Raw genomic sequence first — 23,021 nt, 5'->3', positions numbered from 1 at the left:
CCCTGCTGTCATAAGCGGGGTTTTTAATTGTCATTGATAACGCAAGACACTATTCCATATCAATAAATATAAGGTAATTTAATCGTATGAATAACAGACAAGTAAATCATGAGATAACGCTAAGTAGATTAGCGACAGATAAATTAAGAAAGGATTTAAGACAAGCACAAGATAAGAACTACGGTTCAAGCACAGGATTTGCTAATGACTTTGTTAGACAATATGTTCAACCCTTTGGACAAGAGTTAGTAAAAGCAACAGGTAAGAAAGCAAGAGGAAGAGCAACAACTAGCGCGCTCTCCTTAGGTTTCAGGAAGATGCAAGAATTATTTGAATACTTAGTTGATCCTGATTTAGTTTCTTATATCTCACTAATTACTATCTTCGATTCTTTCTATACATGTGAAGGTAGTAAACCAAAAGTACAGGAAGGATTCAAGAAGATAGGGAGAAGACTAGAAGATGAGATGCGTAATGAGTTCTACTATCAGCGCGCTCCAGACGAGGTTGTAGCAGCGATACACAAGCAGAACAACACAAAGGGTTCAACACCCAGTTACAGACGACAGGGAGCGAAACAGACAGCACAGAAGTTGCTTACTAATAAGCATGACTGGAGTAAAGAAGAACTATTCCAAGACTGGAAAGACAGCGATAGATTTCATGTTGGAGCGTTTGTCTTACACGTTGCTGAATCATTTGGAATCGTTGAATCATATCCACTTAGAACAGGTAAGAAACAACAGACTTACTACCGACTAAGCGAGCAAGTCAAAGCACAGTCAATCAAATATCAAACAGCATTAGAAGAAAGAGAAGTATTTAAGTATCCACTAATTGATATTCCTAAAGAATGGGAGTCGCAAACAGGAGCATCAAGACATAACAACTCAGGAGGATATTACCAAGAATGGTTTAGAACAAACTTAAATCTATGTAGGAGTTTCTATTCAGATACTAAGTTTGGAACTGATGCAATTAATCTACTCAACACACTAAGTAGAACTGCTTGGAATGTAGATCATACTGTCTTCAATCTTGCTTACCGCTGCTTAGAAAAGGGTTACACTATCGGTTCTTTTAATGCTGTCTTTGATCATCCTAGATTGCATGAAAGAATGCCTTCCTATCTATCAAGCAAAGATAAAAGCGATCCACTTAGAAAAGCATGGGTAGATGAAACTCATCAAATACATGTAGCGCATAGAGAAGCAATCGCTAAGAGTAGGAATACAAGACTAGCTCTTACTGTTGCTAAGCAGTTCATGAGTGAATCGCGCTTCTATTTAAGTTGGAGCTGCGATTACAGAGGTAGGATGTATCCTCAACAATCATTTCTACATGAGGATTCTTCAGACTTTGAGCGCTCTCTTATAACCTTCTCAGATGGATGCAAGTTAGATAAAAGCGGTGAAGAATATGCAGCGCAAGCAGTAGGGGAAGCATTCATAGGAAGTAAAGTTAACTATGAAGATAGAAGTAAATGGACTTATCAGAATAAAGAACTCTTACAAGCAATAGCTAATACTCCTTTAGGTTTAATAGATGAATGGAGTCAAGCAGATAAACCGTGGCAATTTCTACAACTCGCTCTGGAATGGAATCAAGTTGTATTAACTAAGCAGAAACCTTTATGGGATGTCCCAATAGGAGCAGATGCTACTAGCTCAGGGTTGCAACTTCTAAGCGCTATGAGACGCGATCCTAAGGGTATGGAATTTTCTAATCTATTTGCACCTAAGGATATAAACGATCCACCTAGAGACGCATACAAAGAGGTATTAAAGATTGCTAGACACATTGCTTACCGATCTCACAGTCATAGATGGTTAGCGGATTACTTAGAAGACAGAGCATTAGGTAAGATCATCCTGATGAAAGTTATCTATGGAGCAACGCTTCAGACTAATAGAAGAGAGATAAAAGAATATTTCATAGCTCAAGGTTTATTCCCTAACAAGATTGATTATCAAGCGGTATCAGATATTTGTTCAATACTTAGAGAAGCAAGTAAGCAAGTATTCCCAGATGCGTTTGAAGCGCTTGACTGGATTAAAGATTTATATCGGATAGCACAGAAGAATGGTAATACCTCATTTACTTGGAATACTCCTAACCTTGACTCAATCAACTTATTAAAGGTTGAGCAAGTAACTAAGAGAATCACTTCAACATATCTAGGTAAGATCACTATCCCACTAACAGAGATTAAAGAACCTGCATACAACAGAATGAAGACAAGTCTAGCTCCTGATTTTGTACATAGCTATGACTCTTGTGTTCTTAAGTCTGCTTTCCAAGATTGGAGTAAACCTTTAGTAGTAGTGCATGATTGTTTTAAAGTTCTACCTAATGATTTAGATCTAGCTAAGAAGAGAATCAGACATGGGTTTCATAATGTATGCAGCGGTGATCCATTAGCGCGCTTAGCGGATGACTTAGGAGTCACAGAGGAGCAACTACCACGCTTAGAGCAGGGTACAGGGGTGTTAGAAGAGGTTCTAAACTCTACTTATATGTTCAATTAATATATTCTCTAACGTATTTACTGGGATCTCAGCGACTAACTAGACAGTCTAATAGAGAAAGAAGCGTGAAGCGCTGCTTTTACAGGTTGATACCCTGTCTAAATAAATGAAGTCAATACTAAAACCAGTTAGGAATAGTTTGACTTGGTTGCTGAGAGCTCTAGGAACTTGAATTATATGCAAAGGGATTCAAGGTAGATCCATAATTCTCAGACTGTTAACTGACGAAATGAACAGCGTCGGTTCACCTCTACAAGATCAAGGTTTAACAGTATGTACTAAGGGGATTGCCGTCTTAACAGACGACAGAACTACTTATACATACAAGATCAAGACTATATACACCACAAGCAAAGCATTAAACTATTCAACGTTGAATAAATGACATCCGATTTAATTAATACATTTACCCCTAAGAATGATCTAGGTGATAATGATTTCAGATATGAAACTGATCTACATAACATCTTTGATACTGTACGTCCTGAAGTCTTAAAAGGTTTGGAGGAATTCAAACAGAAGACAACAGAACTAGAGATTAGGTATGGATCATTAGCATTAGAGTTTGCTGTTAACTGGTTTAACTACACAGACAAACTGACAGCAGATGAAACATATAACCAATTCAACTACAGAGCTAAGCGCTTAAGAAAACAGTTGATAGAAGGATTAAAGGAAAGAGGATTTAAACCAAGTAATGTCTATAAACTTATAGCCGCTGCAGAATTCCAAAAGCGGTTACAAGAGGGATTATATAAAGGTAGAAAGTATGGAGTTAACCAAAGGATCGCTAAGATCTATGAGTTTGTCTTAACTCTACCTATCTCTTCTCAATACCTTCTTAGCGGTATGACTGATCAAGGTATCGCTAAAGCGATGAGGTATCAGGAAGACACAAAGCAATGGGATTCAAAGACTGATTCCTTTATAGGTAAACCTTTAACGTACAAAGCATTAGAGCAACTTAAAAAGGAATACCCACTAAACACAAAAGAGACAAGAGGTAGAAAGAAGAATCCATTATCTCAACTTCATCTAGTCCCAGACAATCAAGAAGCAATTACCATTGAATCTACTGAGGTTAAAGAAGTAACTCAGGAATCTATAGCTAGAGAACTTGTGTCTCTTGCTAAGCAGTTAGATCGTGAAGTATGGAAGGATCAAAAGATTATCTCAATACTTAAAGAAGCACAGTCTGATCTATGGAACATTGCACATATAGCATCGCAACCAACAAAAGAACTAACTACTAACTAATTACTGCACCACCCACCCAATAAGTATATGAATCATTCTCAACATAGAGAGACAGTTCCACATACAGACAACATCCGCTTTTGGACAGAAGGGAAGATTACCGAGTCTGCTTACAGACAGATATCAAGACACCAAAGCGCGCGCAATCATCCCTACGCACAAGCGATGCTTGAAGAGTGGATATGTAAACCTCAATAAATTAACATTTTAATTTGCACAAACAATGAAATACACTACCAAGTCACTTAAGATTAGCAGCGCTGCACCTGCTAAGCACTTGAATCAATACCTAAAAGCTAAAGCTCCTAGAGATGATAGACATCTCTTTGCAAATAAACCCTATACAAAGCAATCTCTACTTATAAGCGCTCATGAATAACATGGATTATGTAGAACAAACCATGAGAGACGTTAGAGCGTTTGACATGGGTATGAGTTCCGATCAATACAAGAAACTAATAGATGAGGTATTTGACAGAAAGAACAATGACAAAGAAAGACAGGGAAAAAGTAAAGGAAGCATTCAGTCTTAAAGCGGATCTATCAGATCAGCAGATAAGAATGATCAGAGCTAATACAATGGGTGTCTCTTTATATGAATACGAGAAGACACTTAGAGATATAGGTATGGATGACTTTTAACGTCTTAACCTCTTTTGGTTAAGCGCTCTCGCTCACTCCGTTCGCTCGGATAACTCGCAAGCTTTAGCCGCTTGCTCGTGTTTGCGACTGTTGTCTTAGCAGCTCCCTCGCTTTAGCCGCTTCGGGGAAAGATTAATTAATGCGTAGCTCGTCCAATGAGGTTAAGACGTTAAAAGATCCTCAGACATTAAAAAAGCCGCGTCCTAAGTCCTTCGGGATATGGACGGCACGAGAAGTATGTGTTAAGGGAGAGAGGGATGGGTGTCCCAAAACCTACTAAGTGGTATTAGCTCTCCATATGGTTTTAATCTCTCCCTTAATCTTTTACGCTGCGTTATCTATATCGTCTATAGATCTCAAGAATCTTTTACGCTGAGGATTTGTTTCTGTATTCTTATTGAATGTATGTCTATTGATTTTGTTCTTAGTGAATAGACTCATCTGATCTCTATTCTCTTCCTTCATAGGTTGTATCTCTGCTACAGGTTTAGACATATAACTCCAGATAAACAGCATTACTGCTCCAGACACAATGAAGGTTAGAAGCGCTGTATGTATTGAATTAACTATTAGAAACGTAACTGCACCGAGCAAAGCATATACAACCCAATTAGGAATACTGCTCTCTACTTTCTTATCTCGATCACGAGAAGAGTATGACATGGTATTTAGTTGTAGGTGTGAGAAGTTATATCCGAATGGGTACTAACCCACTCTCATCAAGCTTTAGCTTTTGCTAACTGTGCTTCTAGCTCAACTACCTTTGCTTTGAGTTTTATATTTTCTAGCATGATGTCTGTAAATCTACCGATCTTATCTTCATCGCTTGTCTTCTTAGATACTAGCTCTGCTTTAGCTAGTAGTTCTTCCATAGTTACTGTTACTTTGCTTCTCTTCTTAAGAATCTTGTTGAGATCACCTTCAGAGAATCCATCACCTTTCTTGATCTTATTGATTGCGTGTACTCTCTGTCCTGCTTCTGCTTTGCCTATCTTCGCTAGCGTTCTTGCTGATACTTGAGATAGTGCATCTTCTGGGATGTCTGAAGCGGACAACCAAGTTTCATAAGCGTTTGCTAGATCTCTTGCGTTTCTACCGCTCATCTTCAAAGCACCTGAGTCTGTAAGTGCTACCCAATTCTTTTTCTTTACATCCTTCTTAATTTCTACCAGCGCTTTTGCTGCTGCGTATATAGCATTACCCGCTGTCGCTAGCGCTTCATTAGCACTCAGCACTCTTGTCTTTACGAAACGAATTTGACTAGCTGGTAATCCTTTTGTAGTAGCGCTGTTTAAATCCACGCTCTCCAATTCATCAATGGAGTAATCGTCTACGTATTGAGGAGTTTCTATTGCTGATGAAGTCAAGACATTAAAGTGACTGATAAAGTTCTAGCAGTTTTGGACGAGCTCGTCAAAAGAAGAACAGTTGTACTATTAGTTATGTGCTGAATTGGTTACCCTCTAAAAAAATTCCAAAAAAATAATATTATAAATCTCTGAACCCTTATATCGTATAAGCAGCGACGCAGATGTCCCCATAGTGGGGTGTTCAGATTCATATATAGGGTGTTTGATGTCCTTTTTTGTGTCCAATTCGTGTCCAGTTCTGTCCATTTCGTGTCCTAACAGCGCTCATTTGAAACTCTTTTATAACCCGATTAAGCTATAACTACGTTTTGATAGGGTGATTTATGGTTTGCGTAACTGTCATATAAGCAGTTATGCAGGTTTTTGGACACAGATTAGCGCTATTCCCATTGAGGATTAACGCGCTTCCAACCAGACGCTAATAGATCCTTCCATAAAACAATCGCTAGGTTTCTTCTCATTCTCTTTCTTGATTTAAGTAAGGGAATACCATTAGACATCAACCTTCCTCTATCTATTAATACCTTCGGATTCTGTTCCCAGCTCTCCCAATCGTAGCGAAACCTTAATATCCATCTTCCATTTGCTTCTTTAATCCAACCATCACGCTTCATCAGAGAACACGGTAGTACATATATACTAATAAATTAATGACTCAATGTGGATCGATCTGTTTGATTGTTCATGGATATTTGCGTGTCATTGATTACACAAATAGATAGGATTAGTTGAGTGAAAGAAAAGGGAGAACAAATTGAAAAACGCGATTTCGTTCTCCTTCTGTTCTTTTGACACATTGCACATCTGTTCTCCTAAGTTTGTTTTGAATCGCTGTTCTCCCCTTGTTCTCCTAAATCTGAGCTTCAAAAACATTGGGAGGACTGTATAGTGTATTTTCAGGACATAATTTCTAGCCTCAATAATTTCTGGAGTGAGAAAGGTTGTTTGCTGCTTCAGCCATATGATTTGGAGAAGGGCGCAGGGACGATGAGCCCTCATTCTTTTTTAAGAGCGATAGGTCCTGAGCCTTGGGCTGTCGCTTACCCAGAGCCCTGTCGACGTCCGACTGATGGTAGGTATGGAGACAATCCAAATAGAGCACAGCATTATTTTCAATATCAAGTTCTTATCAAGCCCTCTTTAGACGCAATACAAGAAATTTATTTATCTTCTCTTGAAGCCTTGGGGATTTCAGCTAAGGACCACGATATTAGATTCGTTGAAGATAATTGGGAATCTCCAACTTTAGGCGCATGGGGAGTGGGTTGGGAAGTTTGGCTTGATGGGATGGAAGTTACCCAATTTACTTATTTTCAACAATGTGGAGGTCTTGATTGCAAGCCTGTTTCAATTGAGATCACTTATGGCTTGGAGAGATTGGCAATGTATCTACAAAATGTTGAAAGTATTTGGGATCTTTCCTGGAATAAAAAGACTAAATATGGGGATATTTGGCTTCCTTTCGAAAAAGGTCAATGCAAGTATAATTTTGAAGAATCTAATCCAGCTAATTTAAGGAAGCTTTTTGAGATTTACGAGGATGAAGCTCATCAACTAATTGCTAAAAAGCTACCTTCTCCATGCCTTGATTATGTTCTGAAATGTAGCCATACATTTAATTTATTAGAAGCAAGAGGAGTTATATCTGTTACTGAAAGAACTAAAATTATTGCAAGAATTAGATCTTTGGCTCGTAAAGTTGCTGAAGCTTGGTTGGAAGAACGAAAGGTCTTAGGGTTCCCTCTTTGTTCAAATTAGTTATTAATACAAATTAATATGTTTGGCTTTTTAAGTAAAAAATAGTTCGTTTAATATCCAGCCGCGTATAAAAAGATACTTTCATGGGTTCTGCCTCTGGAATGTCTTAATGAATACACTAATATTAAATTGACATATTTGTGTGAGGACACAATGAAGCTTTTTCAGCGTTTGCTGGTAGCTCCTGCTGCTTTAGGCCTAATGGCACCATTAGCAGCAAATGCCGATGTTACTCCGGTATCTAACGAATCAGATCTTAGGTCTGAAGTCATTCAAGCTCGTGTTGATGGCGTTGAAGCACAACTCGGCGAAATCATGGCTGGTCAGTTCTCTTCATCTACAAAGATGAGTGGAAAGGCTGCTTTTATCACTGGTTACGTTGATGATGATGCAGAGACTAATACAGATGAGATCACTATGGAATACATGTATCAGTTAAATCTGAATACAAGTTTCACTGGTGAAGACAATCTTTATACACGTATTAAGACTGGTAACGTATCTGATCATTTCAAAGACAAAGGTCAAGGTACTTACTTAAGTGCAGCTAATGGAAACGGTAGTGTTCTTAAAGTTGATAAGCTTTGGTATCAATTCCCTGTAGGAGATTCTTTACAAGTTTGGGTTGGACCAAGGATTGAGAACTACTACATGCTAGCTAGTGCTCCATCTATTTATAAGCCAGTAACAAAGCAGTTTGCGTTAGGTGGTAATGGTTCAGCATATGGTTCTAGTACAAGTCCTGGATTTGGAATTGCATGGACACAAAATGTCGAAGATCCTTCTGAAGCAAGATTTGCTATAAGTGCTAATTACACTTCTAAAGATGGAGCAAGTTCTACAAGTGGTTTGTCCAATGATGATTCAAGAAGTTTCTTGTTAACTAAGGTTGAGTACGGCTCACCTACTTGGCAGGTTTCTGCGGCAATGGCTAACAAAAGTGCACCGACAGCTAGTTGCAATGGATATGACGCCTACTTCCATACAGCTATGGTTGGTGACAATGGTAAAACCACTGACACAACATGTACTGGTGGAGATATGACTGCTTATGGCCTAAGAGGTTATTGGAGGCCACAAGAAACAGGAGCTATTCCTGAAGTTCAAGTTGGTTATGATTTTGCTTCTTACGATGAAGCAACAGCTGGTGAGGCTGAAGACACTGCAGGATGGATGGTAGGTCTTGGTTGGAAAGACTTATTCATCGATGGGAACAGAGCCGGTGTCGCTTTTGGTTCAGCACAGGCTGCAACTTCTGTGAAAAGTGGTGGATCAGTCACTGAAGATCCTGAAGAAGACAACACACGTTGGGAAGCTTATTACACATTTAAAGTTAATGATGGTGTAAGTGTTACCCCTGCGATCTTCGGTGGATCAGATACTGGTGCTGCAAACCAGGATGTAAATGGTGCAGTTCTTCTAACTGAATTCAGGTTCTAAATTCTTAGTTAGGACTTTTTAAAACGCCCCTCTTGGGGCGTTTTTTTGTGTTTATTTATGTGCAATAAAAAAGCCCATTAAACGGGCTTTTTATATATTTTAAGCCTTTTACCAGCAATTTTCTCCCTCTCCAATAGGAATGCAAATATCAGCTTTTTTAGCTTTATCAGCAGCTTTTTGAGCTGCTTCATCAAGTTTTCCATCCTCGTCTACTTCTTGATCTGTAGTCCATTCCTTTAACCCACCCAGATCACCATGTTTTTCCCCAGCTCTTGAATTGTCAGGAATAATTGCGTTAGTCGCTAAAGCAGCTGCTGCAGCAAGGAATATTCCGATAGGTGTTTTACTTGGCATGCCATGTTTGATTTGTGTTTATTTTGGTAGGTCAAACCTTCTAAGGGAAGTTCTTTTTTTACCTCTTACTGTATAAAGTGATCGGTTTAATCTCCTAATCTTCTTAGGAGATTACTGTATGCCTGGAAAACTAAATCCAGTTCCTCGGATCTTCCATGTTTTGCGAGTAGTCCTTTTGCTCCAGCATCAAGTCCGAATAAGAAATTCCTATCGTCATTGTTTTGTACATAGCTTTGAATCCAGCCTACACATACATGACGTTCACCATCTTTGACTTCAGCAACCGAATGTAGTTGTGTACTGGGATAAATGATCATCTCTCCTGCAGATAGTTTGATTTTTTCAGTTTTATTGATCGTCTGAATACATAATTCACCACCTCTGTAATCTTCTGGCGCGTTTAGAAATAACGTAAAAGATAAATCACTTCTTCCTGAGGGCATATAAGGATTATCAATATGTGACCCATAGCTATGTCCAACTAGTGATTGAGTAAACATGACTCCATGGATAAGACTTGGTAATGTAAAACTTTTTAGAAGCGGATTTGAAATTATTTTATTAACAATAAGATCTCTAAGCTCAATTGATAATTTGGAATTTTTATCTAATTGAAAATTTGATTTGATTTTTGCGGCATGGCTTCCTGCAGTTTTTTTGCCATCTTGCCATGATGATTTCTCTGCCTTGAGGTTATTAACTATTTGAAGAGCTTCTGATTGATCGATTAGCGAATGAATTAAATATTCCATGTTTATTATCTAGATTAAATAACTATCCTAAAGTATCAACAAGATATCAATTTATACCTTAGTACGTATCAAAGTTGCGAAGCTGTATTTAGCTGTGTCTTCTTGTCTAGTCTAGGGAAAGATATTAATCCCTTCCCTAGATAGATTAATGAATTTAATTAAGCGTCTTTTTACTTCAGTAATAGCAGGAACTATATTAGCTTCTTCAAGTTTTAATCATGTAAAGGCTTCTGATAGAGAAGTAAGGATTTATTCAGGCAGACATTACAATACAGATAAGCAGATATACAAAAAATTTGCCGAAGAGACTGGGATAAAAATTCGATTAATTGAGGCTACAGGAATTTCTCTAGTTGAAAGATTGAAAAGGGAAGGTGCAAATTCTAAAGCTGATGTCATTCTTCTTGTTGATGCAGCCCGAATTAGTAATGCTGCAAAAAGTGGTCTTCTTCAGTCATATAGATCAGATCAATTAGATAAAAATGTTCCCGTCGCATATCGAGATCCTCAAGCAAGGTGGTATGCCTTAACTAGAAGGGTGAGGGTTATGGTCGCTAATCCTAAAAAAGTTGATGTTAATTTAATCAAAGATTATTCAGATCTTGCCAACCCTTCTTTGAAGGGTTTTGTTTGTGTGAGAAAAAGGAGTAGTCCATACAATCAATCTTTAGTTGCCAATCAAATTGTCAATAAAGGAGAAGCAAAAACTAAAGAATGGTTAAAAGGTATGATTTCAAATATTTCTCAGCCTTTTTTCCCTGGAGATATCGGAGTTATTAGAGCTGTGGCTCAAGGTAAGTGTGGTGTAGGGATAGTTAATCACTACTATGTTTCAAGGATGCTCGCAGGTGTTAATGGAAGAAAAGATCAAAGGTTGGCTAAAAAAGTAAAAGTTCTTATTCCCAATCCTGCTCATGTAAATGTTAGTGCAGGTGGCATTGCCAAATATGCTGAAAATAAAGAAGAAGCTATTCAGCTCCTTGAGTATCTTGCTTCTCCTAATGGGAGTAGTGGATTAGCTGGCCCAACATTTGAACATCCTTTAGTTGGTTTTAATACAACGGATGAAGTGACACAGTTTGGAGAATTTACTCCTGACAGCGTGACAATTGATCAATTAGGAGCAAATAATAAAAAAGCAATTAATCTTATGAGAAAGGCAGGTTGGGATTGAGGAATTAAGAATTAGTTTTTAATTCTGTTTATTCTTAAGAGAAAATAGAAGCTTGCCTTAAACTTATTTGAATGGAGAGGTGGCTGAGTGGTCGAAAGCGAACGACTCGAAATCGTTTGATAGATAAAACTATCCGTGGGTTCGAATCCCACCCTCTCCGCTTTTTTTATATGAACTCAATAACTTAAAAAAGAATTTAGTGAAATAATTAAAGTATTCTCTTCCTTAATTCATTTTTTTGCACCACTTACCATCTCGTGAATTTAACCATTCACTTCTTTCTTCATCTCCTAAAGACGCTGCTAATTTGTAATCTTTGCAAGCACCTTCTTCGTCTCCAATTTCATATTTAATATCCCCACGACTACTAAACCAAAAATATTTTTCTTCAGTAGGAAAATTTATTTTAATTGCTTTATTATAATTATCAAGTGCTCCTTTTAGATCGTCTAGATTTTCTTTTGCCCAACCAAGATCGTAATAGTACCAGGAATCCATTTGGCAATGAACTAAATTCTTATTCTTTGGGCATTCTGCATACCCACTTGTTCTATTTTTATATTTTAAATACAGTTCACCTGCTTTCTCATAGTCTTTTACTGCTTGGTCGAAATTTTCTAATTCTAAATTATATGAACCTCGATTCATAAAGTATAGTCCATCTTTTGGATATGCTTTTATTGCTAAATTAATATATTTAATAGCATTTTTGTAGTCTCCTAATGCATCATATTCTATTGAAATATTATTATAAGCATATTGATTCCCTGTCTCGCTATCTAATTCAATTGACTTTAGATAGTCTTTAATCGCTTCTTCACTTTTTCCTAGTTCACTATATGCATTGCCCCTGTTGTAGTACGCTGCTCCTTCTCTTGAGTACTGTTTAATCGCCTTGTTGAAATATTCTATTGCTTTTTCATATTCACCTTTATTAAGCATTCTATAACCATTTTCAAAGTTTAATTTGTATGTATTCCAATTGGTTGCTTTTACCTCTTTTGTTAATAATGCAATATCACTTGATAGAGAGAAAAAAGTGATGCCTAAATTTGAAGAAAAAGGTATAATTAAAAATGAAATTAGAAAAGCATATAAGTTTTTAGTTTTCATTGTTTAATAAATATTTCATTTGAGAATAATACCGAAATTGTTTTTTGTATATATCTTTAATGTTTTCATAGATTGAATATGGAAGATTGATTTGTTGTTAGATTTCTTGGAAGGCATTGTCATGACTTTATTCTTATGGATTGAGAACGGACTTAATTGGCAGAAACAAAATGTTGTTGGATTTTCCCTCCGATCTCGATTGATTGTTCCTCTCTATGCCTTCATCGTCTATCTTGAAAACAAATCGACAAACACCTTCTCCGTATTGATTAGAAGTTACTTCCCTCTTACATATTTTCTTGAAGACATTTAAGCTGATTTTCTTAAATGTGATTAAAATCAAGAGGATTAAGAAATGATTTGAAAAAATTAGAGGAGTCTTTATCTTTTTATGATGAAGCAATTAACTTGATTGATTTAAATGAGTATGATTGGGCCATTAAATCCATTAAAAGGAATATTGATCTTCTTGAAAGTAAAGATGAAATTGCTTTGGCATATTTAAATTGTGCTTTTTTAAGTGATAAACTGGGAGATAATCTATCCGCTATAGATGACTTCTCAAGGTCAATTTCTTTTGAAGCTGAAATAGATATTATTCATAAAAGATCTAAAGATATTTCATTTAGTGGAAGAAGTAATTCTAGATATAAAAATGGAGATTACCATGGCGCAATAGAGGATAAAAGGCAAGCAAAAAAAATTCGATTATTAGAAATTGATCAATCATTAGGATTAAATAATACTAAAATAGATTACAGAAATATTTTGTTAGGCACTTTTGTTGGAATTGATCTAGGATCCAACTATAATGCCCTAATTAAAGGTTCAAAAATACGTAGAAGTAAATATGATTTAATTTCAGATTATAAAAAAGTAATTAGTGATAAAAGAAAAGAGGAGGTGATAAAAAAACTTGAGCTTCTTAGTGATTCAAAATATAAAATCGGAGATTATAAAGGTTCTATCAAAGCTATTAGAAGGTCAGAGAAATATTATTGATTATTAATAAGTTTGATATTTTTTATTGCCAATAAGGATCACTAAAAAAATCAACATCAAGTTCTTTTTTATCTGGAACTGTTGCAATACATGCTCGTATGACTTCTCCATTAACTTCTATCTCGCATGCCCCACAGCTTCCTCCTAGGCATCCCGTAGGAATCTCCACATCTGCACAATATGCGGCTTTTAACCATTCAACTCCAGGCGCGCAATAGCTTGATTTTTTGTTAGGCCAGTTTATTTTTACATTTTTCATTTTTTAAATCAATTGATTAAAGTATCTATATTGATATTTTTTTCAAAGGCATCAGTTAGCAAATCTAATAACTTTTCTCTTTTATTACTATTATTTTCTTCGTTAATTTTCAAACTATTTAATCCTTTTTTCTTCCTTACGTTATTGATCCATTGCCTTCGCCATTCATCATTTTCGAAAATTCCATGTAAATAAGTTCCTCCAATAAAGCTTTTATCTTTTTTTTCAATTACCCACCCTAAGTTACTATTTTTAAATAAAGAAATAATATTGGAATTTTTATTGTTGATCAAATAACTTTCTCCATAATGCATCTCAAATCCTTTGATATTTTGTGAATTAGGCCATGAAATTCTTTCTTCTCTTTGAGAAGTGTGCTTGATTTCTCCAAACGTTGTTTTTATTGGAAGAAGTTTCATTCCGATATTTGAAAATGTACTTAGTTCTTTAATGCTTTCCTGCTTATATGGGTCATCTAACGATTCTCCTAGCATTTGTAATCCTCCACATATACCAAAAATATTTCCCCCATTTTTGGCATAATTTTTTATTTGATTGCTTAAACCAGTTTTATTTAAACTCTCTAAATCTTTAATTGTTTGCTTGCTTCCAGGAATTATTAATACATCTGGCTTACCTATGTCTTGCCCGGGTTCTATCCATCGTGTTTGAATAGTTGAATCGCTTAAGAAAGGGTCTAAATCAGAAAAATTACTAATTCTAGGTAATTTTATTATTGCTATTTCTATTTCTGCATTTTGATTTGTTTGTTTCCTTTCAAGTAAGTCAAGGGAATCTTCAGGAGGAAAAATCTCATTTAGCCAAGGCAAGATTCCTAAAACTGCGATTCCAGTTTCTTTTTCTATCCATGTAACTCCTTTATCGAATAAGGCTTTATCACCTCTGAACCTATTAATAATTATTCCTTTAATTAATTTTTTTTCATCAGGTTTCATTAATGCAATCGTTCCTATGATTTGAGCAAATACGCCTCCTCTTTCAATATCTGCTACTAAAATACAATTTGCATTTAAAAATTTTGCTAATTTCAAATTTGTAAGATCTTTATGTTGTAAGTTCACCTCTACAGGACTCCCAGCCCCCTCAAGAATGAGTCTTCCATCTTTTTTACTATTCAACAATATTGATAGGCCTTTTTTGATGGCTTCCCATCCTGAATCAAACCAATCTTCGTAATAATTTATCGCTTTACTAGTTCCAACACTTTTGCCAAGGTGAATTACTTCACTTGTACAATCTCCCTTTGGTTTTAAAAGCACAGGATTCATTTCGGCACTTGGCTCTAATCCTGCAGACCAAGATTGAAGCGCTTGAGAATATGCCATCTCTCTTCCTTGTGTATCAACCCAAGCGTTATTGCTCATGTTTTGGCCCTTAAAAGGTATTGGCTGTTCCCCTTTCCTTTTTAAACATCTACAAATAGCAGTAGCTATAAGAGTTTTCCCGGCACCACTAGAGGTCCCTAAAACCATTAATGGAGTATGTTTGATTTCTATGATCATCTTGGCGTTAATTGGTATTTTAGGCATGTAATTAATCTTTTTATAATCGATACTTTTTTAGTAAATAAATTTGAACTGCTTTCTATAACTTTTCTTCCTATTGGTGTAATACGAACTTTTGAAGTAAGACCTTGGCCGTCAACCTCCCTTCTTAAAACACCTATTTTAATTAATTGAAGAAATTCATTCTCTATAAATAAAGAACTATTGATAAACATAAATTCTTGATTCAAATATTTTGATTTATTCAAGAAAACATTTTGAGCACTGAGGCTCCCTTTTTGAAGGCTTTGAAAAAGAAAAAAATTAAATGGACAATTTCTTATCCCTTTCTTTGCTCTTCTAAAGATTTTTTGATCAATCAGCAACATTTAATTAAATGGATTTATTTTTAAATAGAAGATCAAAAATGATCCTAAGTATTTAAAAAATTAGTTTTCTATGTTTGTGCTTGCCTCAGCATCCAAAGCACGTCAAAAATTACTTAATCAAATAGCTTTGAAACACAGAGTTATTGTAAGTGATTTTGATGAGACACAGCTTAAGGAATTAGATCCAATTTTAAAGGTCAAGTTTTTAGCTAAGGGTAAAGCTGAAAGTGCTTTGAAAAAGTTGATAAAAGAAAATCAAGCATTGAATACTTTTGAAGCTTTATTAGGTTGTGATTCTTTGTTTGAGTTTGATGGGGAAATTTTCGAAAAGCCAATTAATAAAGAGCAATTGATATCTAGATGGCAAAGGATGTCTGGTCAATCTGGTTTTTTACATACTGGGCACTATTTAATTTCTTTAGATAATTCGAAATCTAATATAGAAAGGATTTCACAAAATAATAGTTGCGAAGGAGTTGTGAGCACAAAAATTGAATTTATGTCTTTATCAAATATTGAGATAATAAAATATGCTTCAATTCAAGAACCATATAATTGTGCAGGTGGATTTGCTATTGAAGGTTATGGAGGACTATTCATAAAAAAAATTGAGGGATGTTTTAGTAATGTTGTTGGCCTTAGCTTGCCTTGGTTGAAAACTAATTTAGAAAAATTAGGTTTATCTCAGTTGCTTTTAAATAGATAAAAAATAATAAGATTAAATATTCTTAAGCATAAAAAAAGCCCTCTATTAAGAGGACTTTTTTTATTTATTGAGGAATTTAATCCAGATCAGGCATTGAAAGAGCAGGTTCTTGTGAACGACTGATACCTTTTTCAAATCCCGCTGCAGCGGCTCTCGCACGACCAGCATGCCAAAGATGACCTACAAAAGTAAACCAACCAAGGAAAAACTGAGCGCCTGCAAGCCATTGACGCAAGTTAACGAAGTTAACTGCATTAGGCTCAGTAATGATTCCACCAACTGAATTGATAGAAGCGTTAGGAGCATGTGTCATGTATTCAGCAGCTCGGCGAACCTGCCAAGGCTGAATATCATTTTGTATTTTATCAAGACTTAATCCATTAGGACCTCTAAGAGGCTCTAACCAAGGACCTCTGAAGTCCCAAAAACGCATAGTCTCTCCACCAAAGATGATTTCTCCTGTAGGAGAGCGCATTAGGTACTTACCTAAACCAGTTGGTCCCATAGTTGAACCCACATTTGCGCCAATTCGTTGGTCACGAACTAGGAATGTGAAACTTTGGGCCTGAGATGCTTCTGCGTTTGTTGGACCGTAGAACTCAGATGGATAAGCAGTGTTGTTGAACCAGATGAAGCATGAAGCTACAAAACTAGCAACACAGATTCCACCAAGTGCATAACTTAGAAGACCTTCGCCGTTCCAGATAAAGGCTCTTCTTGCCCATCCATATGGACCAGTAAAGATATGGAAAAGTCCACCTATTATCTCAATCACACCCAGGTAAACATGTCCTCCGACAATATCTTCCATTGAGTTGACACCAACTATCCAACCTTGTCCACCCCAAGGGGTTGAAACTAGGTATCCAAAAATAACTCTTGGATCGAGAGTTGGATTAATTAGCCTAACTTCTCCTCCACCAGGAGCCCATGTGTCATATGCACCGCCTATGTACATCCAGTTAATGGACCATAGAAGAGCACCAACTCCAAGTACAACCAAATGGAAACCAAGAATGTTGGTCATTTGATTTTTGTCTCTCCAATCAGTGGAGAAAAATGGGAAATCTTCTTCAAGTTTCTCTGGCCCAGCTAGGGAGTGGAAAACTCCTCCAAAGCCAAGAATTCCAGATGCAACTAGGTGAATAACACCAGCAATGAAGAATGGCCAAACATCTGTGACTTCTCCTCCAGGACCAATGCCGTATCCAAACATGGCTACGTGAGGCATACAAATTAAGCCTTGTTCCCACATGGGTTTATCCATGGTGAAGTGACTTACTTCGAAAAGCATCATTGCACCAGCCCAGAAGACTATCAGTCCAGCGTGAGCGATGTGAGCACCTAACAGTCTTCCAGAAAGGTTGATTAGCCTTGCATTTCCTACATACCAGGCGTAACCAGTCTCCTCGAGACTTTGATTAGGGGCTTTAAGTAAACTATTAAAGGGCGTTTCCACGTGGGAGTACCTCCTCAGGGAATACAAAGTTTTCGTGTGGTTGGTCTACAGAAGACATCCATGCACGCATACCTTCATTAAGAAGGATGTTTTTAGTGTAGAAAGTTTCGAATTCGGGATCTTCAGCAGCTCTGATTTCTTGGCTAACAAAGTCGTAAGCACGAAGGTTTAGAGCTAATCCAACAATTCCAATTGATGCGGCCCACATACCTGTTACAGGAACGAAGAGCATCAAGAAGTGAAGGAAACGCTTATTTGAGAATGCAATACCGAAAATCTGACTCCAGAAACGGTTTGCAGTAATAAATGAGTAAGTCTCTTCTTCTTGAACTGGGTCGAAACCTCTGAAAGTAGTACTCTGATTTTTACCGTCAGAATAAATACTCGAATCTTCATAAAGAGTGTTCTGAACAGTTGCACCATGAATAGCGCAAAGTAGAGCACCTCCAAGAATTCCTGCTACTCCCATCATGTGGAATGGGTTAAGCGTAATGTTGTGGAATCCTTGAATAAAAAGAATGAATCGGAATATTGCTGCAACTCCAAAAGAAGGAGCGAAAAACCAACTGTGCTGACCTAAAGGGTAAATAAGGAAGCAAGCAGTAAATACTGCAATAACTGCTGAGAAAGCAAGGGCGTTATAAGGTCGGATACCAACTAGTCTTGCAATTTCGAACTGACGAAGCATAAAGCCTATAAGACTAAATGCACCGTGAAGAGCAACGAAATTCCATAGGCCACCAAGTTGGAACCAACGTGTTAAATCGCCTTGAGCTTCTGGTCCCCATAGGAATAGAAGACTGTGACCCATGGCATCGCCAGGAGTACTAACAGCAGCAGTGAGGAAATTACATCCCTCTAAATATGAACTGGCTACACCATGGGTGTACCAGGAAGAAACGAAGGTTGTACCTGTAAACCATCCACCAATAGCTAGGAAAGCTGTAGGGAAGAGAAGTAGTCCAGACCAACCAACAAATACGAATCGGTCGCGCTTTAACCAGTCATCCAGGTTGTCAAACCAACCTCGTTCTGTTGCGCTTCCAACAGCGATCGTCATGGGAGGAGCGTTGCTGAGCTTTTGTATACGTCGGAGACTTTAACAACGATGACGGGGTTTGTGGGTAAATCTTTAACCTGATGAAATCCCTTGTATTGAAATGAGATAATATAAAAGTTTTTTATTTCTATGTTGTAGGTGTTAAAAACTTAGTCTCTATAATGATTTGAAAGGTATGTGGTCCCCAATTTTACAAGCTTATGTCGACTGAATCCAATTTAAATCAATCAGAAAAAGAGTTATCTGATTTAGTTCTAGAACAAGAAATTAAAGGTTCCCGTAAGGTTTCGAACTATTTAGTTGCTGCAATGCTCAGTATTGGTGGCGTTGGATTTTTGCTGGCTTCGTTATCTAGTTATTTTGGTAGAGATCTTTTGCCTTTGGGTAATCCTTCTACTTTGATTTTTGTTCCTCAAGGCTTGGTTATGGGACTTTATGGTGTTGCAGCTTTTTTATTGGCCCTTTATTTTTGGAGATTAATTAGTATTGATTATGGTTCTGGAATAAATAGATTTGACAAAAAGAAAGGGGTTTTATCCTTATCTCGAAGAGGATTATTAAAAAACATCGAAATTGAAATACCTATTAATGAAATCAAAGCCGTTAAATTAGAAGTTAGAGAAGGTTTTAATCCACGAAGAAGAGTTTCTTTAAGAATTAAAGGAAGGAAAGATTTACCAATATCCAGAGTTGGATCTCCGAAACCTTTATTAGAATTAGAGAACGAGGGAGCTGAAATCGCTAGATTTTTAGAGGTTAACCTTGAAGGAACTTAAAAATATAATAATTAAGATTTCAGATAATTCTACTTTAAGTTATAAATTTTTCAAATCAATTTATGTCTTTTTAGTTATCAATTTTATTTTATTATCTGGATGTTCAAACTTAAAGAGAAATGAAGATTTAAACATATGTTCTTCGACTAAGTTTCCCTGCCTAACATCAAATGAATATGTCTTGTTAATTACCAATAAAGGTAAGATAAAACTAGAGCTTTTTGGGAAAACAGCTCCAATAACTGTTGGGAACTTTGTAGATTTAGTCGAAAAGGGTTCATATAATAAAACAATTTTCAATAGGGTCATTAAAAAACCTTACCCTTTCATAGTTAGAGGGGGAGGCAATAGTTTGATAGGAGATGAAAAAAAGTTTATAGATATTAAAAAAGGAAAAATAAGATATATTCCCTTGGAAATTAAATTAAAAAAGAACAATTTGCCAACATACGGAAGAGTAATTGATTCGTCTAGTCAAATAAATAATATTGAACTTAAGCATAAAAGATCATATTTATCTATGGCGAGATCTCAAGCAGTTAATTCAGCAAATTTACAATTTTATATTTTACTAAAATCCTTACCAGAACTTGATGGAAGATTTGCTGTTTTTGGAAAAGTTATAAGTGGAATGGATATTGTTGATTTAATTGAAGAAGAAGATTTTATCATTGAAGCAAAAAGAGTCGATTCTTGAAAAGAAAAATATTATTTTTTAGCTTTTAACATTTCTGTATTTACTCCCGAAGCCCTTTTAAGAGCAACTTTTCCCGTCCTGGCAATTTCTAATATTCCATAGGGCTTCAATAAGTTTTCTAGAGCAACAAGTTTGCCAGGATCTCCAACAACTTCAAGTGTAAGAGCGTTATCTGAAACATCTACAACTTTTGCTCTGAAAACTTGAACAAGATCTAAAATTTTTCCTCTATTTTCAGATGATGCAGAAACTTTTAATAGCATTAACTCTCTTTCTACAGCTGGTAGAGTCGTTAAATCAAGGACTTCTAAAACATTTATTAATTTGTTGAGTTGTTTGCTCATTTGTTGAAGTGTTGATTCGTCACCTTGAACGACCATTGTTAATCTCGATATTCCTTTGGCTTCTGCAGGGCCAACAGCCAAACTATCAATATTAAATCCTCTTCGTGCAAAAAGGCCTGCAATCCTGCTTAATGCCCCAGACTCATCTTCAACTAAAACTGAAAGTGTGTGCTTCATATCTTTTACTTAGAATTTTTTAAGTTCTTCAGCCATTTCAGAACAATTTGATTGAAATGTTTGGGTAATTCATCGTGTAGGCAATGGCCTGCTTCATTAATTACAGTTAATTTAAGCCAAGGATGGAGCTTTATTAGTTTTTTTGCTAAAAATATAGGTATCAATTTATCCTGCTTTCCCCAAATTAATAAAATTGGTGGGCGATTGGGAAGATTTTGAATCTTTTCGATAATAGATGGACCTTTTGCAGAATCTGGTCTAATGCTCATTCCAATGCACATTGCCCTGAGAGCTTTTGAGGCGTTTACTCTCCTGGCGGGGACTGTAACTATCCTCTTTAATGGAGTGTCATTTGAAATTGAGCTAAAATAGGCGCTTTGAAGAGCAATAGTAATTAATTTTGTTCTTGATATTAAATTTACTAAGCTCTTAAGTGGAAATAAATGAAAAACAATTTTTATCAGAAAACTTTTAACTCTTACAAGCCAAGTTGGAAAATAAAATTTAATTGGAGTAACAAAAACTGGCTCGGGTAGTGGTGCTGCAATAATGGTTTTTATTAACTCTGGTCTTTCAGAGAGGGTTGTAATTGCGGTTAAAGCACCTAATGAATTTCCAATCAATATAACCTTTCCGTTCTTTTTAATATCTACAACTTCATCCAGAAAAGAAGATAATTGATTTGCCCAAAATTGATTATCTAAGTGCTTTATTTTTCTTCGAAGATTTTGTGCTGATTTGCCAAAACCTATTAAATCTAGTCCAAAGACCCTAAACCCTTCTGATGCAAATATTTCTGCATTATTTCTCCAGTGATCACTACTAGCTCCAAAGCCATGAATTAGAATAATCGATGGGTTTGATTCCTTTCCAGTCACTCTGTAGTGAACCTTAAGATCTTTGTAGCTCCAATATTTAGACTCACCCCAATCTGGGGATCCAAGAAAAGTCTCTTTACTAGAAATATTTGGCTGCATTAAGTTCAGTATCCACTTTGACTTTGATTTTGATTTTGAGTTTTATTTTTAATTTCATTTTAAGTTTATTTTAAAAATTTGCTTATGCCTTTCGATTGTTGTCTGAATGTCAGGGCTTTAGGTTTTAATGGTAAATGAGTTAAATTATCTGAATGGCATCAGAAATTTTTGGAATCGCTGCAGTCTTTTGGGTTTTAATTCCCGTTGGGCTTTTAGGAGGAGTCCTTCTTTTGAAACTTCAAGGTGATTAATTTCCACAATCCTTAGTTTGTCCATTTAGGCTCCACTCTTGTAATGAATTCAACTATGCAAGTTCTGGTGATTGGTGGCACAGGAACCCTTGGTCGCCAAATAGCCAAAAACGCCATAGATGCAGGGTATCAAGTGCGCTGCATGGTTAGGAAACCAAAAGCTGCTTCATTTCTTCAAGAGTGGGGTTGTGAATTAACTCGTGGCAATTTAATCAACAAAGAAGATATTGAGTACGCTCTTGATGGTGTTGATGCTGTTATTGATGCAGCAACAAGCCGACCTGATGATCCTCGCAGCGTTTACGAAATAGATTGGGATGGGAAATTAAATCTATACAACTCTTGTGAAGAAAAAAATGTTAAAAGAGTAGTCTTTTTATCTTTGTTAGCAGCAGAAAAATATAGAAAAATACCATTAATGGATATTAAATTTTGTACTGAAGAATTATTGGCCAGTTCATCTTTGGACTACACCATCCTTCAAGGTGTTGCTTTCATGCAAGGCGTAATAGGTCAATTTGCTATTCCTATTTTAAATAATGAACCGGTTTGGATAAGTGGAAATCCTACTGATATTGCTTATATGAATACGCAGGATATAGCACGTTTTGCCGTTGCAGCTTTAGATAGGCCTCAAACAATAAAAGGAAGATTCCCTATAGTTGGCCCCAAAGCATGGAGTGCTAGAGAATTGGTGAGTTTATGTGAGAAGTTCAGTGAAAAAAGAGCAAGAGTATTAAAAGTTTCTCCAACAATAATTTCTATTGCCCAATCAGTTGTTTCTTTTTTTGAACCAACCCTAAATGTTGCAGAGAGGCTCTCTTTCTCTGAATTAAGTGGTAGCGGAGGGTTGCTAGATGCTCCTATGGAGGATACTTACACTGCTTTTGGCTTGGATCAAGCTGATTCAACGACCATGGAGGGTTATATAAAAGAGTACTACGGAGTAATATTAAAAAGGCTTAAAGATATTGGTGTTGATTTGGACATTGAAGAAAAAAAGAAATTCCCCATTTGAGCTATTGCAAAAA

The 23,021-nt window shown here is 36.3% G+C and carries 27 protein-coding genes and 1 tRNA gene; 15 read left to right on the top strand and 13 right to left on the bottom strand.

From position 1 onward, the window contains the following. Positions 1-86 precede the first annotated feature (86 nt). From O5640_RS04695 to O5640_RS04680, 4 genes are all read left to right on the top strand, one after another. Positions 87-2,528 (top strand): DNA-directed RNA polymerase, encoded by a 2,442-nt coding sequence (locus O5640_RS04695; protein ID WP_269613510.1) that lies wholly within the window; start codon positions 87-89, stop codon positions 2,526-2,528. A 381-nt stretch (positions 2,529-2,909) separates the two neighbouring features. Continuing rightward, a complete protein-coding gene (locus tag O5640_RS04690) occupies positions 2,910-3,785 on the top strand; it encodes a hypothetical protein (protein WP_269613509.1) in 876 nt (291 codons plus the stop codon). Positions 3,786-4,008: 223 nt separating this feature from the next. Beyond that, positions 4,009-4,164 (top strand): hypothetical protein, encoded by a 156-nt coding sequence (locus tag O5640_RS04685; RefSeq protein ID WP_269613508.1) that lies wholly within the window; start codon positions 4,009-4,011, stop codon positions 4,162-4,164. A 92-nt stretch (positions 4,165-4,256) separates the two neighbouring features. Next, complete coding sequence (locus tag O5640_RS04680; RefSeq protein ID WP_269613507.1) at positions 4,257-4,427, top strand: hypothetical protein; 171 nt, start codon at positions 4,257-4,259, stop codon at positions 4,425-4,427. Positions 4,428-4,751: 324 nt separating this feature from the next. Here the strand turns inward: O5640_RS04680 and O5640_RS04675 are convergent, their stop codons facing one another. The 3 genes from O5640_RS04675 to O5640_RS04665 all read right to left on the bottom strand — a co-directional run bounded on the left by O5640_RS04675 (position 4,752) and on the right by O5640_RS04665 (position 6,411). Further along, positions 4,752-5,090: a hypothetical protein gene (locus O5640_RS04675; RefSeq protein ID WP_269613506.1), complete on the bottom strand. Its 339-nt coding sequence runs from the start codon at positions 5,088-5,090 to the stop codon at positions 4,752-4,754. Positions 5,091-5,146: 56 nt separating this feature from the next. Then, a complete protein-coding gene (locus O5640_RS04670; protein WP_269613505.1) occupies positions 5,147-5,794 on the bottom strand; it encodes a hypothetical protein in 648 nt (215 codons plus the stop codon). A gap of 383 nt (positions 5,795-6,177) precedes the next feature. After that, the gene (locus tag O5640_RS04665) at positions 6,178-6,411 is read right to left on the bottom strand and encodes a DUF1651 domain-containing protein (RefSeq protein ID WP_269613503.1); all 234 of its coding nucleotides are present in this window, start codon (positions 6,409-6,411) and stop codon (positions 6,178-6,180) included. Between the two features lie 274 nt (positions 6,412-6,685). On the opposite strand from O5640_RS04665, the gene glyQ reads away from it, so the two are divergent. Continuing rightward, a complete protein-coding gene (gene glyQ / locus O5640_RS04660; protein WP_269613501.1) occupies positions 6,686-7,555 on the top strand; it encodes a glycine--tRNA ligase subunit alpha in 870 nt (289 codons plus the stop codon). Between the two features lie 153 nt (positions 7,556-7,708). Beyond that, the gene (locus O5640_RS04655; RefSeq protein ID WP_269613499.1) at positions 7,709-8,995 is read left to right on the top strand and encodes an iron uptake porin; all 1,287 of its coding nucleotides are present in this window, start codon (positions 7,709-7,711) and stop codon (positions 8,993-8,995) included. A gap of 108 nt (positions 8,996-9,103) precedes the next feature. On the opposite strand, the gene O5640_RS04650 is transcribed toward O5640_RS04655, so the two are convergent. Together O5640_RS04650 and O5640_RS04645 are read right to left on the bottom strand one after the other, a co-directional pair. Continuing rightward, the gene (locus O5640_RS04650; RefSeq protein WP_269613498.1) at positions 9,104-9,349 is read right to left on the bottom strand and encodes a hypothetical protein; all 246 of its coding nucleotides are present in this window, start codon (positions 9,347-9,349) and stop codon (positions 9,104-9,106) included. Between the two features lie 86 nt (positions 9,350-9,435). Continuing rightward, positions 9,436-10,101 (bottom strand): Fe2+-dependent dioxygenase, encoded by a 666-nt coding sequence (locus O5640_RS04645; protein ID WP_269613497.1) that lies wholly within the window; start codon positions 10,099-10,101, stop codon positions 9,436-9,438. 148 nt (positions 10,102-10,249) lie between these two features. Here O5640_RS04645 and O5640_RS04640 point away from each other — a divergent pair, with 148 nt between their 5' ends. Both O5640_RS04640 and O5640_RS04635 read left to right on the top strand, forming a co-directional pair. Next, positions 10,250-11,275, top strand: coding sequence for an extracellular solute-binding protein (locus O5640_RS04640; RefSeq protein WP_269613496.1), 1,026 nt, complete (start codon positions 10,250-10,252; stop codon positions 11,273-11,275). Between the two features lie 73 nt (positions 11,276-11,348). Continuing rightward, a tRNA-Ser gene (locus O5640_RS04635) sits at positions 11,349-11,435 on the top strand. Between the two features lie 65 nt (positions 11,436-11,500). Here O5640_RS04635 and O5640_RS04630 read toward each other — a convergent pair. After that, positions 11,501-12,388, bottom strand: coding sequence for a tetratricopeptide repeat protein (locus O5640_RS04630; protein ID WP_269613494.1), 888 nt, complete (start codon positions 12,386-12,388; stop codon positions 11,501-11,503). Between the two features lie 121 nt (positions 12,389-12,509). On the opposite strand from O5640_RS04630, the gene O5640_RS04625 reads away from it, so the two are divergent. Both O5640_RS04625 and O5640_RS04620 read left to right on the top strand, forming a co-directional pair. Then, complete coding sequence (locus O5640_RS04625) at positions 12,510-12,701, top strand: hypothetical protein (RefSeq protein ID WP_269613492.1); 192 nt, start codon at positions 12,510-12,512, stop codon at positions 12,699-12,701. Between the two features lie 47 nt (positions 12,702-12,748). Next, the gene (locus O5640_RS04620; protein ID WP_269613491.1) at positions 12,749-13,390 is read left to right on the top strand and encodes a hypothetical protein; all 642 of its coding nucleotides are present in this window, start codon (positions 12,749-12,751) and stop codon (positions 13,388-13,390) included. Positions 13,391-13,412: 22 nt separating this feature from the next. On the opposite strand, the gene O5640_RS04615 is transcribed toward O5640_RS04620, so the two are convergent. Genes O5640_RS04615 through O5640_RS04605 form a run of 3 tightly spaced genes read right to left on the bottom strand, consistent with a single transcriptional unit; the run spans position 13,413 to position 15,543 of the window. Next, positions 13,413-13,649 carry a 2Fe-2S iron-sulfur cluster binding domain-containing protein gene (locus O5640_RS04615; RefSeq protein WP_269613490.1) on the bottom strand — a complete coding sequence of 79 codons (237 nt, stop codon included), beginning with the start codon at positions 13,647-13,649 and terminating at the stop codon, positions 13,413-13,415. Between the two features lie 8 nt (positions 13,650-13,657). Beyond that, on the bottom strand, positions 13,658-15,172 hold the full coding sequence (locus O5640_RS04610; RefSeq protein WP_269613796.1) for a cobyric acid synthase: 1,515 nt from the start codon (positions 15,170-15,172) through the stop codon (positions 13,658-13,660). After that, the gene (locus tag O5640_RS04605) at positions 15,169-15,543 is read right to left on the bottom strand and encodes an Npun_F0494 family protein (protein WP_269613489.1); all 375 of its coding nucleotides are present in this window, start codon (positions 15,541-15,543) and stop codon (positions 15,169-15,171) included. The genes O5640_RS04610 and O5640_RS04605 overlap by 4 nt, the downstream gene beginning before the upstream one ends. Positions 15,544-15,613: 70 nt before the next feature. Between O5640_RS04605 and O5640_RS04600 the strand changes: the two genes are divergently transcribed. Further along, complete coding sequence (locus tag O5640_RS04600; RefSeq protein WP_269613488.1) at positions 15,614-16,249, top strand: nucleoside triphosphate pyrophosphatase; 636 nt, start codon at positions 15,614-15,616, stop codon at positions 16,247-16,249. Between the two features lie 76 nt (positions 16,250-16,325). On the opposite strand, the gene psbC is transcribed toward O5640_RS04600, so the two are convergent. Beyond that, a complete protein-coding gene (gene psbC / locus O5640_RS04595) occupies positions 16,326-17,708 on the bottom strand; it encodes a photosystem II reaction center protein CP43 (RefSeq protein WP_036905021.1) in 1,383 nt (460 codons plus the stop codon). Beyond that, complete coding sequence (gene psbD, locus O5640_RS04590) at positions 17,692-18,768, bottom strand: photosystem II D2 protein (photosystem q(a) protein) (RefSeq protein ID WP_269613487.1); 1,077 nt, start codon at positions 18,766-18,768, stop codon at positions 17,692-17,694. The genes psbC and psbD overlap by 17 nt, the downstream gene beginning before the upstream one ends. Before the next feature lie 200 nt (positions 18,769-18,968). Here psbD and O5640_RS04585 point away from each other — a divergent pair, with 200 nt between their 5' ends. Beyond that, complete coding sequence (locus tag O5640_RS04585; RefSeq protein ID WP_269613486.1) at positions 18,969-19,544, top strand: photosystem I assembly protein Ycf4; 576 nt, start codon at positions 18,969-18,971, stop codon at positions 19,542-19,544. Further along, complete coding sequence (locus O5640_RS04580) at positions 19,531-20,241, top strand: peptidylprolyl isomerase (protein WP_269613484.1); 711 nt, start codon at positions 19,531-19,533, stop codon at positions 20,239-20,241. The genes O5640_RS04585 and O5640_RS04580 overlap by 14 nt, the downstream gene beginning before the upstream one ends. 11 nt (positions 20,242-20,252) lie before the next feature. Here O5640_RS04580 and ilvN read toward each other — a convergent pair whose 3' ends face one another. Both ilvN and O5640_RS04570 read right to left on the bottom strand, forming a co-directional pair. Next, on the bottom strand, positions 20,253-20,762 hold the full coding sequence (gene ilvN, locus O5640_RS04575) for an acetolactate synthase small subunit (protein ID WP_269613482.1): 510 nt from the start codon (positions 20,760-20,762) through the stop codon (positions 20,253-20,255). A gap of 5 nt (positions 20,763-20,767) precedes the next feature. Next, positions 20,768-21,739: an alpha/beta fold hydrolase gene (locus tag O5640_RS04570; RefSeq protein ID WP_269613481.1), complete on the bottom strand. Its 972-nt coding sequence runs from the start codon at positions 21,737-21,739 to the stop codon at positions 20,768-20,770. A gap of 152 nt (positions 21,740-21,891) precedes the next feature. Here O5640_RS04570 and petM point away from each other — a divergent pair, with 152 nt between their 5' ends. Then, on the top strand, positions 21,892-21,990 hold the full coding sequence (petM, locus tag O5640_RS04565) for a cytochrome b6-f complex subunit PetM (RefSeq protein WP_011294850.1): 99 nt from the start codon (positions 21,892-21,894) through the stop codon (positions 21,988-21,990). A 55-nt stretch (positions 21,991-22,045) separates the two neighbouring features. Then, the gene (locus O5640_RS04560; protein ID WP_269613795.1) at positions 22,046-23,008 is read left to right on the top strand and encodes an NmrA family NAD(P)-binding protein; all 963 of its coding nucleotides are present in this window, start codon (positions 22,046-22,048) and stop codon (positions 23,006-23,008) included. Positions 23,009-23,021: the final 13 nt, after the last annotated feature.

The organism is Prochlorococcus marinus str. MIT 0912 (genome assembly GCF_027359595.1).
Taxonomy (GTDB): Bacteria; Cyanobacteriota; Cyanobacteriia; order PCC-6307; family Cyanobiaceae; genus Prochlorococcus_B; species Prochlorococcus_B marinus_C.
Note: the sequence above shows the minus strand (reverse complement) of the source record. Positions and strands in the feature narration are given on the sequence as shown.

Excerpts from the sequence above, each read along its gene's own strand:
- O5640_RS04685 (WP_269613508.1), top strand. The coding sequence starts at position 4,009 with ATGAAATACACTACCAAGTCACTTAAGATTAGCAGCGCTGCACCTGCT.
- O5640_RS04640 (WP_269613496.1), top strand. The coding sequence starts at position 10,250 with ATGAATTTAATTAAGCGTCTTTTTACTTCAGTAATAGCAGGAACTATA.
- O5640_RS04630 (WP_269613494.1), bottom strand. The coding sequence starts at position 12,388 with ATGAAAACTAAAAACTTATATGCTTTTCTAATTTCATTTTTAATTATA.
- ilvN (WP_269613482.1), bottom strand. The coding sequence starts at position 20,762 with ATGAAGCACACACTTTCAGTTTTAGTTGAAGATGAGTCTGGGGCATTA.
- O5640_RS04610 (WP_269613796.1), bottom strand. The coding sequence starts at position 15,172 with ATGATCATAGAAATCAAACATACTCCATTAATGGTTTTAGGGACCTCT.
- O5640_RS04675 (WP_269613506.1), bottom strand. The coding sequence starts at position 5,090 with ATGTCATACTCTTCTCGTGATCGAGATAAGAAAGTAGAGAGCAGTATT.
- O5640_RS04560 (WP_269613795.1), top strand. The coding sequence starts at position 22,046 with ATGCAAGTTCTGGTGATTGGTGGCACAGGAACCCTTGGTCGCCAAATA.
- O5640_RS04665 (WP_269613503.1), bottom strand. The coding sequence starts at position 6,411 with ATGAAGCGTGATGGTTGGATTAAAGAAGCAAATGGAAGATGGATATTA.
- O5640_RS04605 (WP_269613489.1), bottom strand. The coding sequence starts at position 15,543 with ATGTTGCTGATTGATCAAAAAATCTTTAGAAGAGCAAAGAAAGGGATA.
- O5640_RS04655 (WP_269613499.1), top strand. The coding sequence starts at position 7,709 with ATGAAGCTTTTTCAGCGTTTGCTGGTAGCTCCTGCTGCTTTAGGCCTA.
- O5640_RS04690 (WP_269613509.1), top strand. The coding sequence starts at position 2,910 with ATGACATCCGATTTAATTAATACATTTACCCCTAAGAATGATCTAGGT.
- O5640_RS04695 (WP_269613510.1), top strand. The coding sequence starts at position 87 with ATGAATAACAGACAAGTAAATCATGAGATAACGCTAAGTAGATTAGCG.
- O5640_RS04600 (WP_269613488.1), top strand. The coding sequence starts at position 15,614 with ATGTTTGTGCTTGCCTCAGCATCCAAAGCACGTCAAAAATTACTTAAT.
- O5640_RS04625 (WP_269613492.1), top strand. The coding sequence starts at position 12,510 with ATGACTTTATTCTTATGGATTGAGAACGGACTTAATTGGCAGAAACAA.
- O5640_RS04585 (WP_269613486.1), top strand. The coding sequence starts at position 18,969 with ATGTCGACTGAATCCAATTTAAATCAATCAGAAAAAGAGTTATCTGAT.
- O5640_RS04570 (WP_269613481.1), bottom strand. The coding sequence starts at position 21,739 with ATGCAGCCAAATATTTCTAGTAAAGAGACTTTTCTTGGATCCCCAGAT.
- O5640_RS04615 (WP_269613490.1), bottom strand. The coding sequence starts at position 13,649 with ATGAAAAATGTAAAAATAAACTGGCCTAACAAAAAATCAAGCTATTGC.
- psbD (WP_269613487.1), bottom strand. The coding sequence starts at position 18,768 with ATGACGATCGCTGTTGGAAGCGCAACAGAACGAGGTTGGTTTGACAAC.
- O5640_RS04645 (WP_269613497.1), bottom strand. The coding sequence starts at position 10,101 with ATGGAATATTTAATTCATTCGCTAATCGATCAATCAGAAGCTCTTCAA.
- O5640_RS04650 (WP_269613498.1), bottom strand. The coding sequence starts at position 9,349 with ATGCCAAGTAAAACACCTATCGGAATATTCCTTGCTGCAGCAGCTGCT.
- petM (WP_011294850.1), top strand. The coding sequence starts at position 21,892 with ATGGCATCAGAAATTTTTGGAATCGCTGCAGTCTTTTGGGTTTTAATT.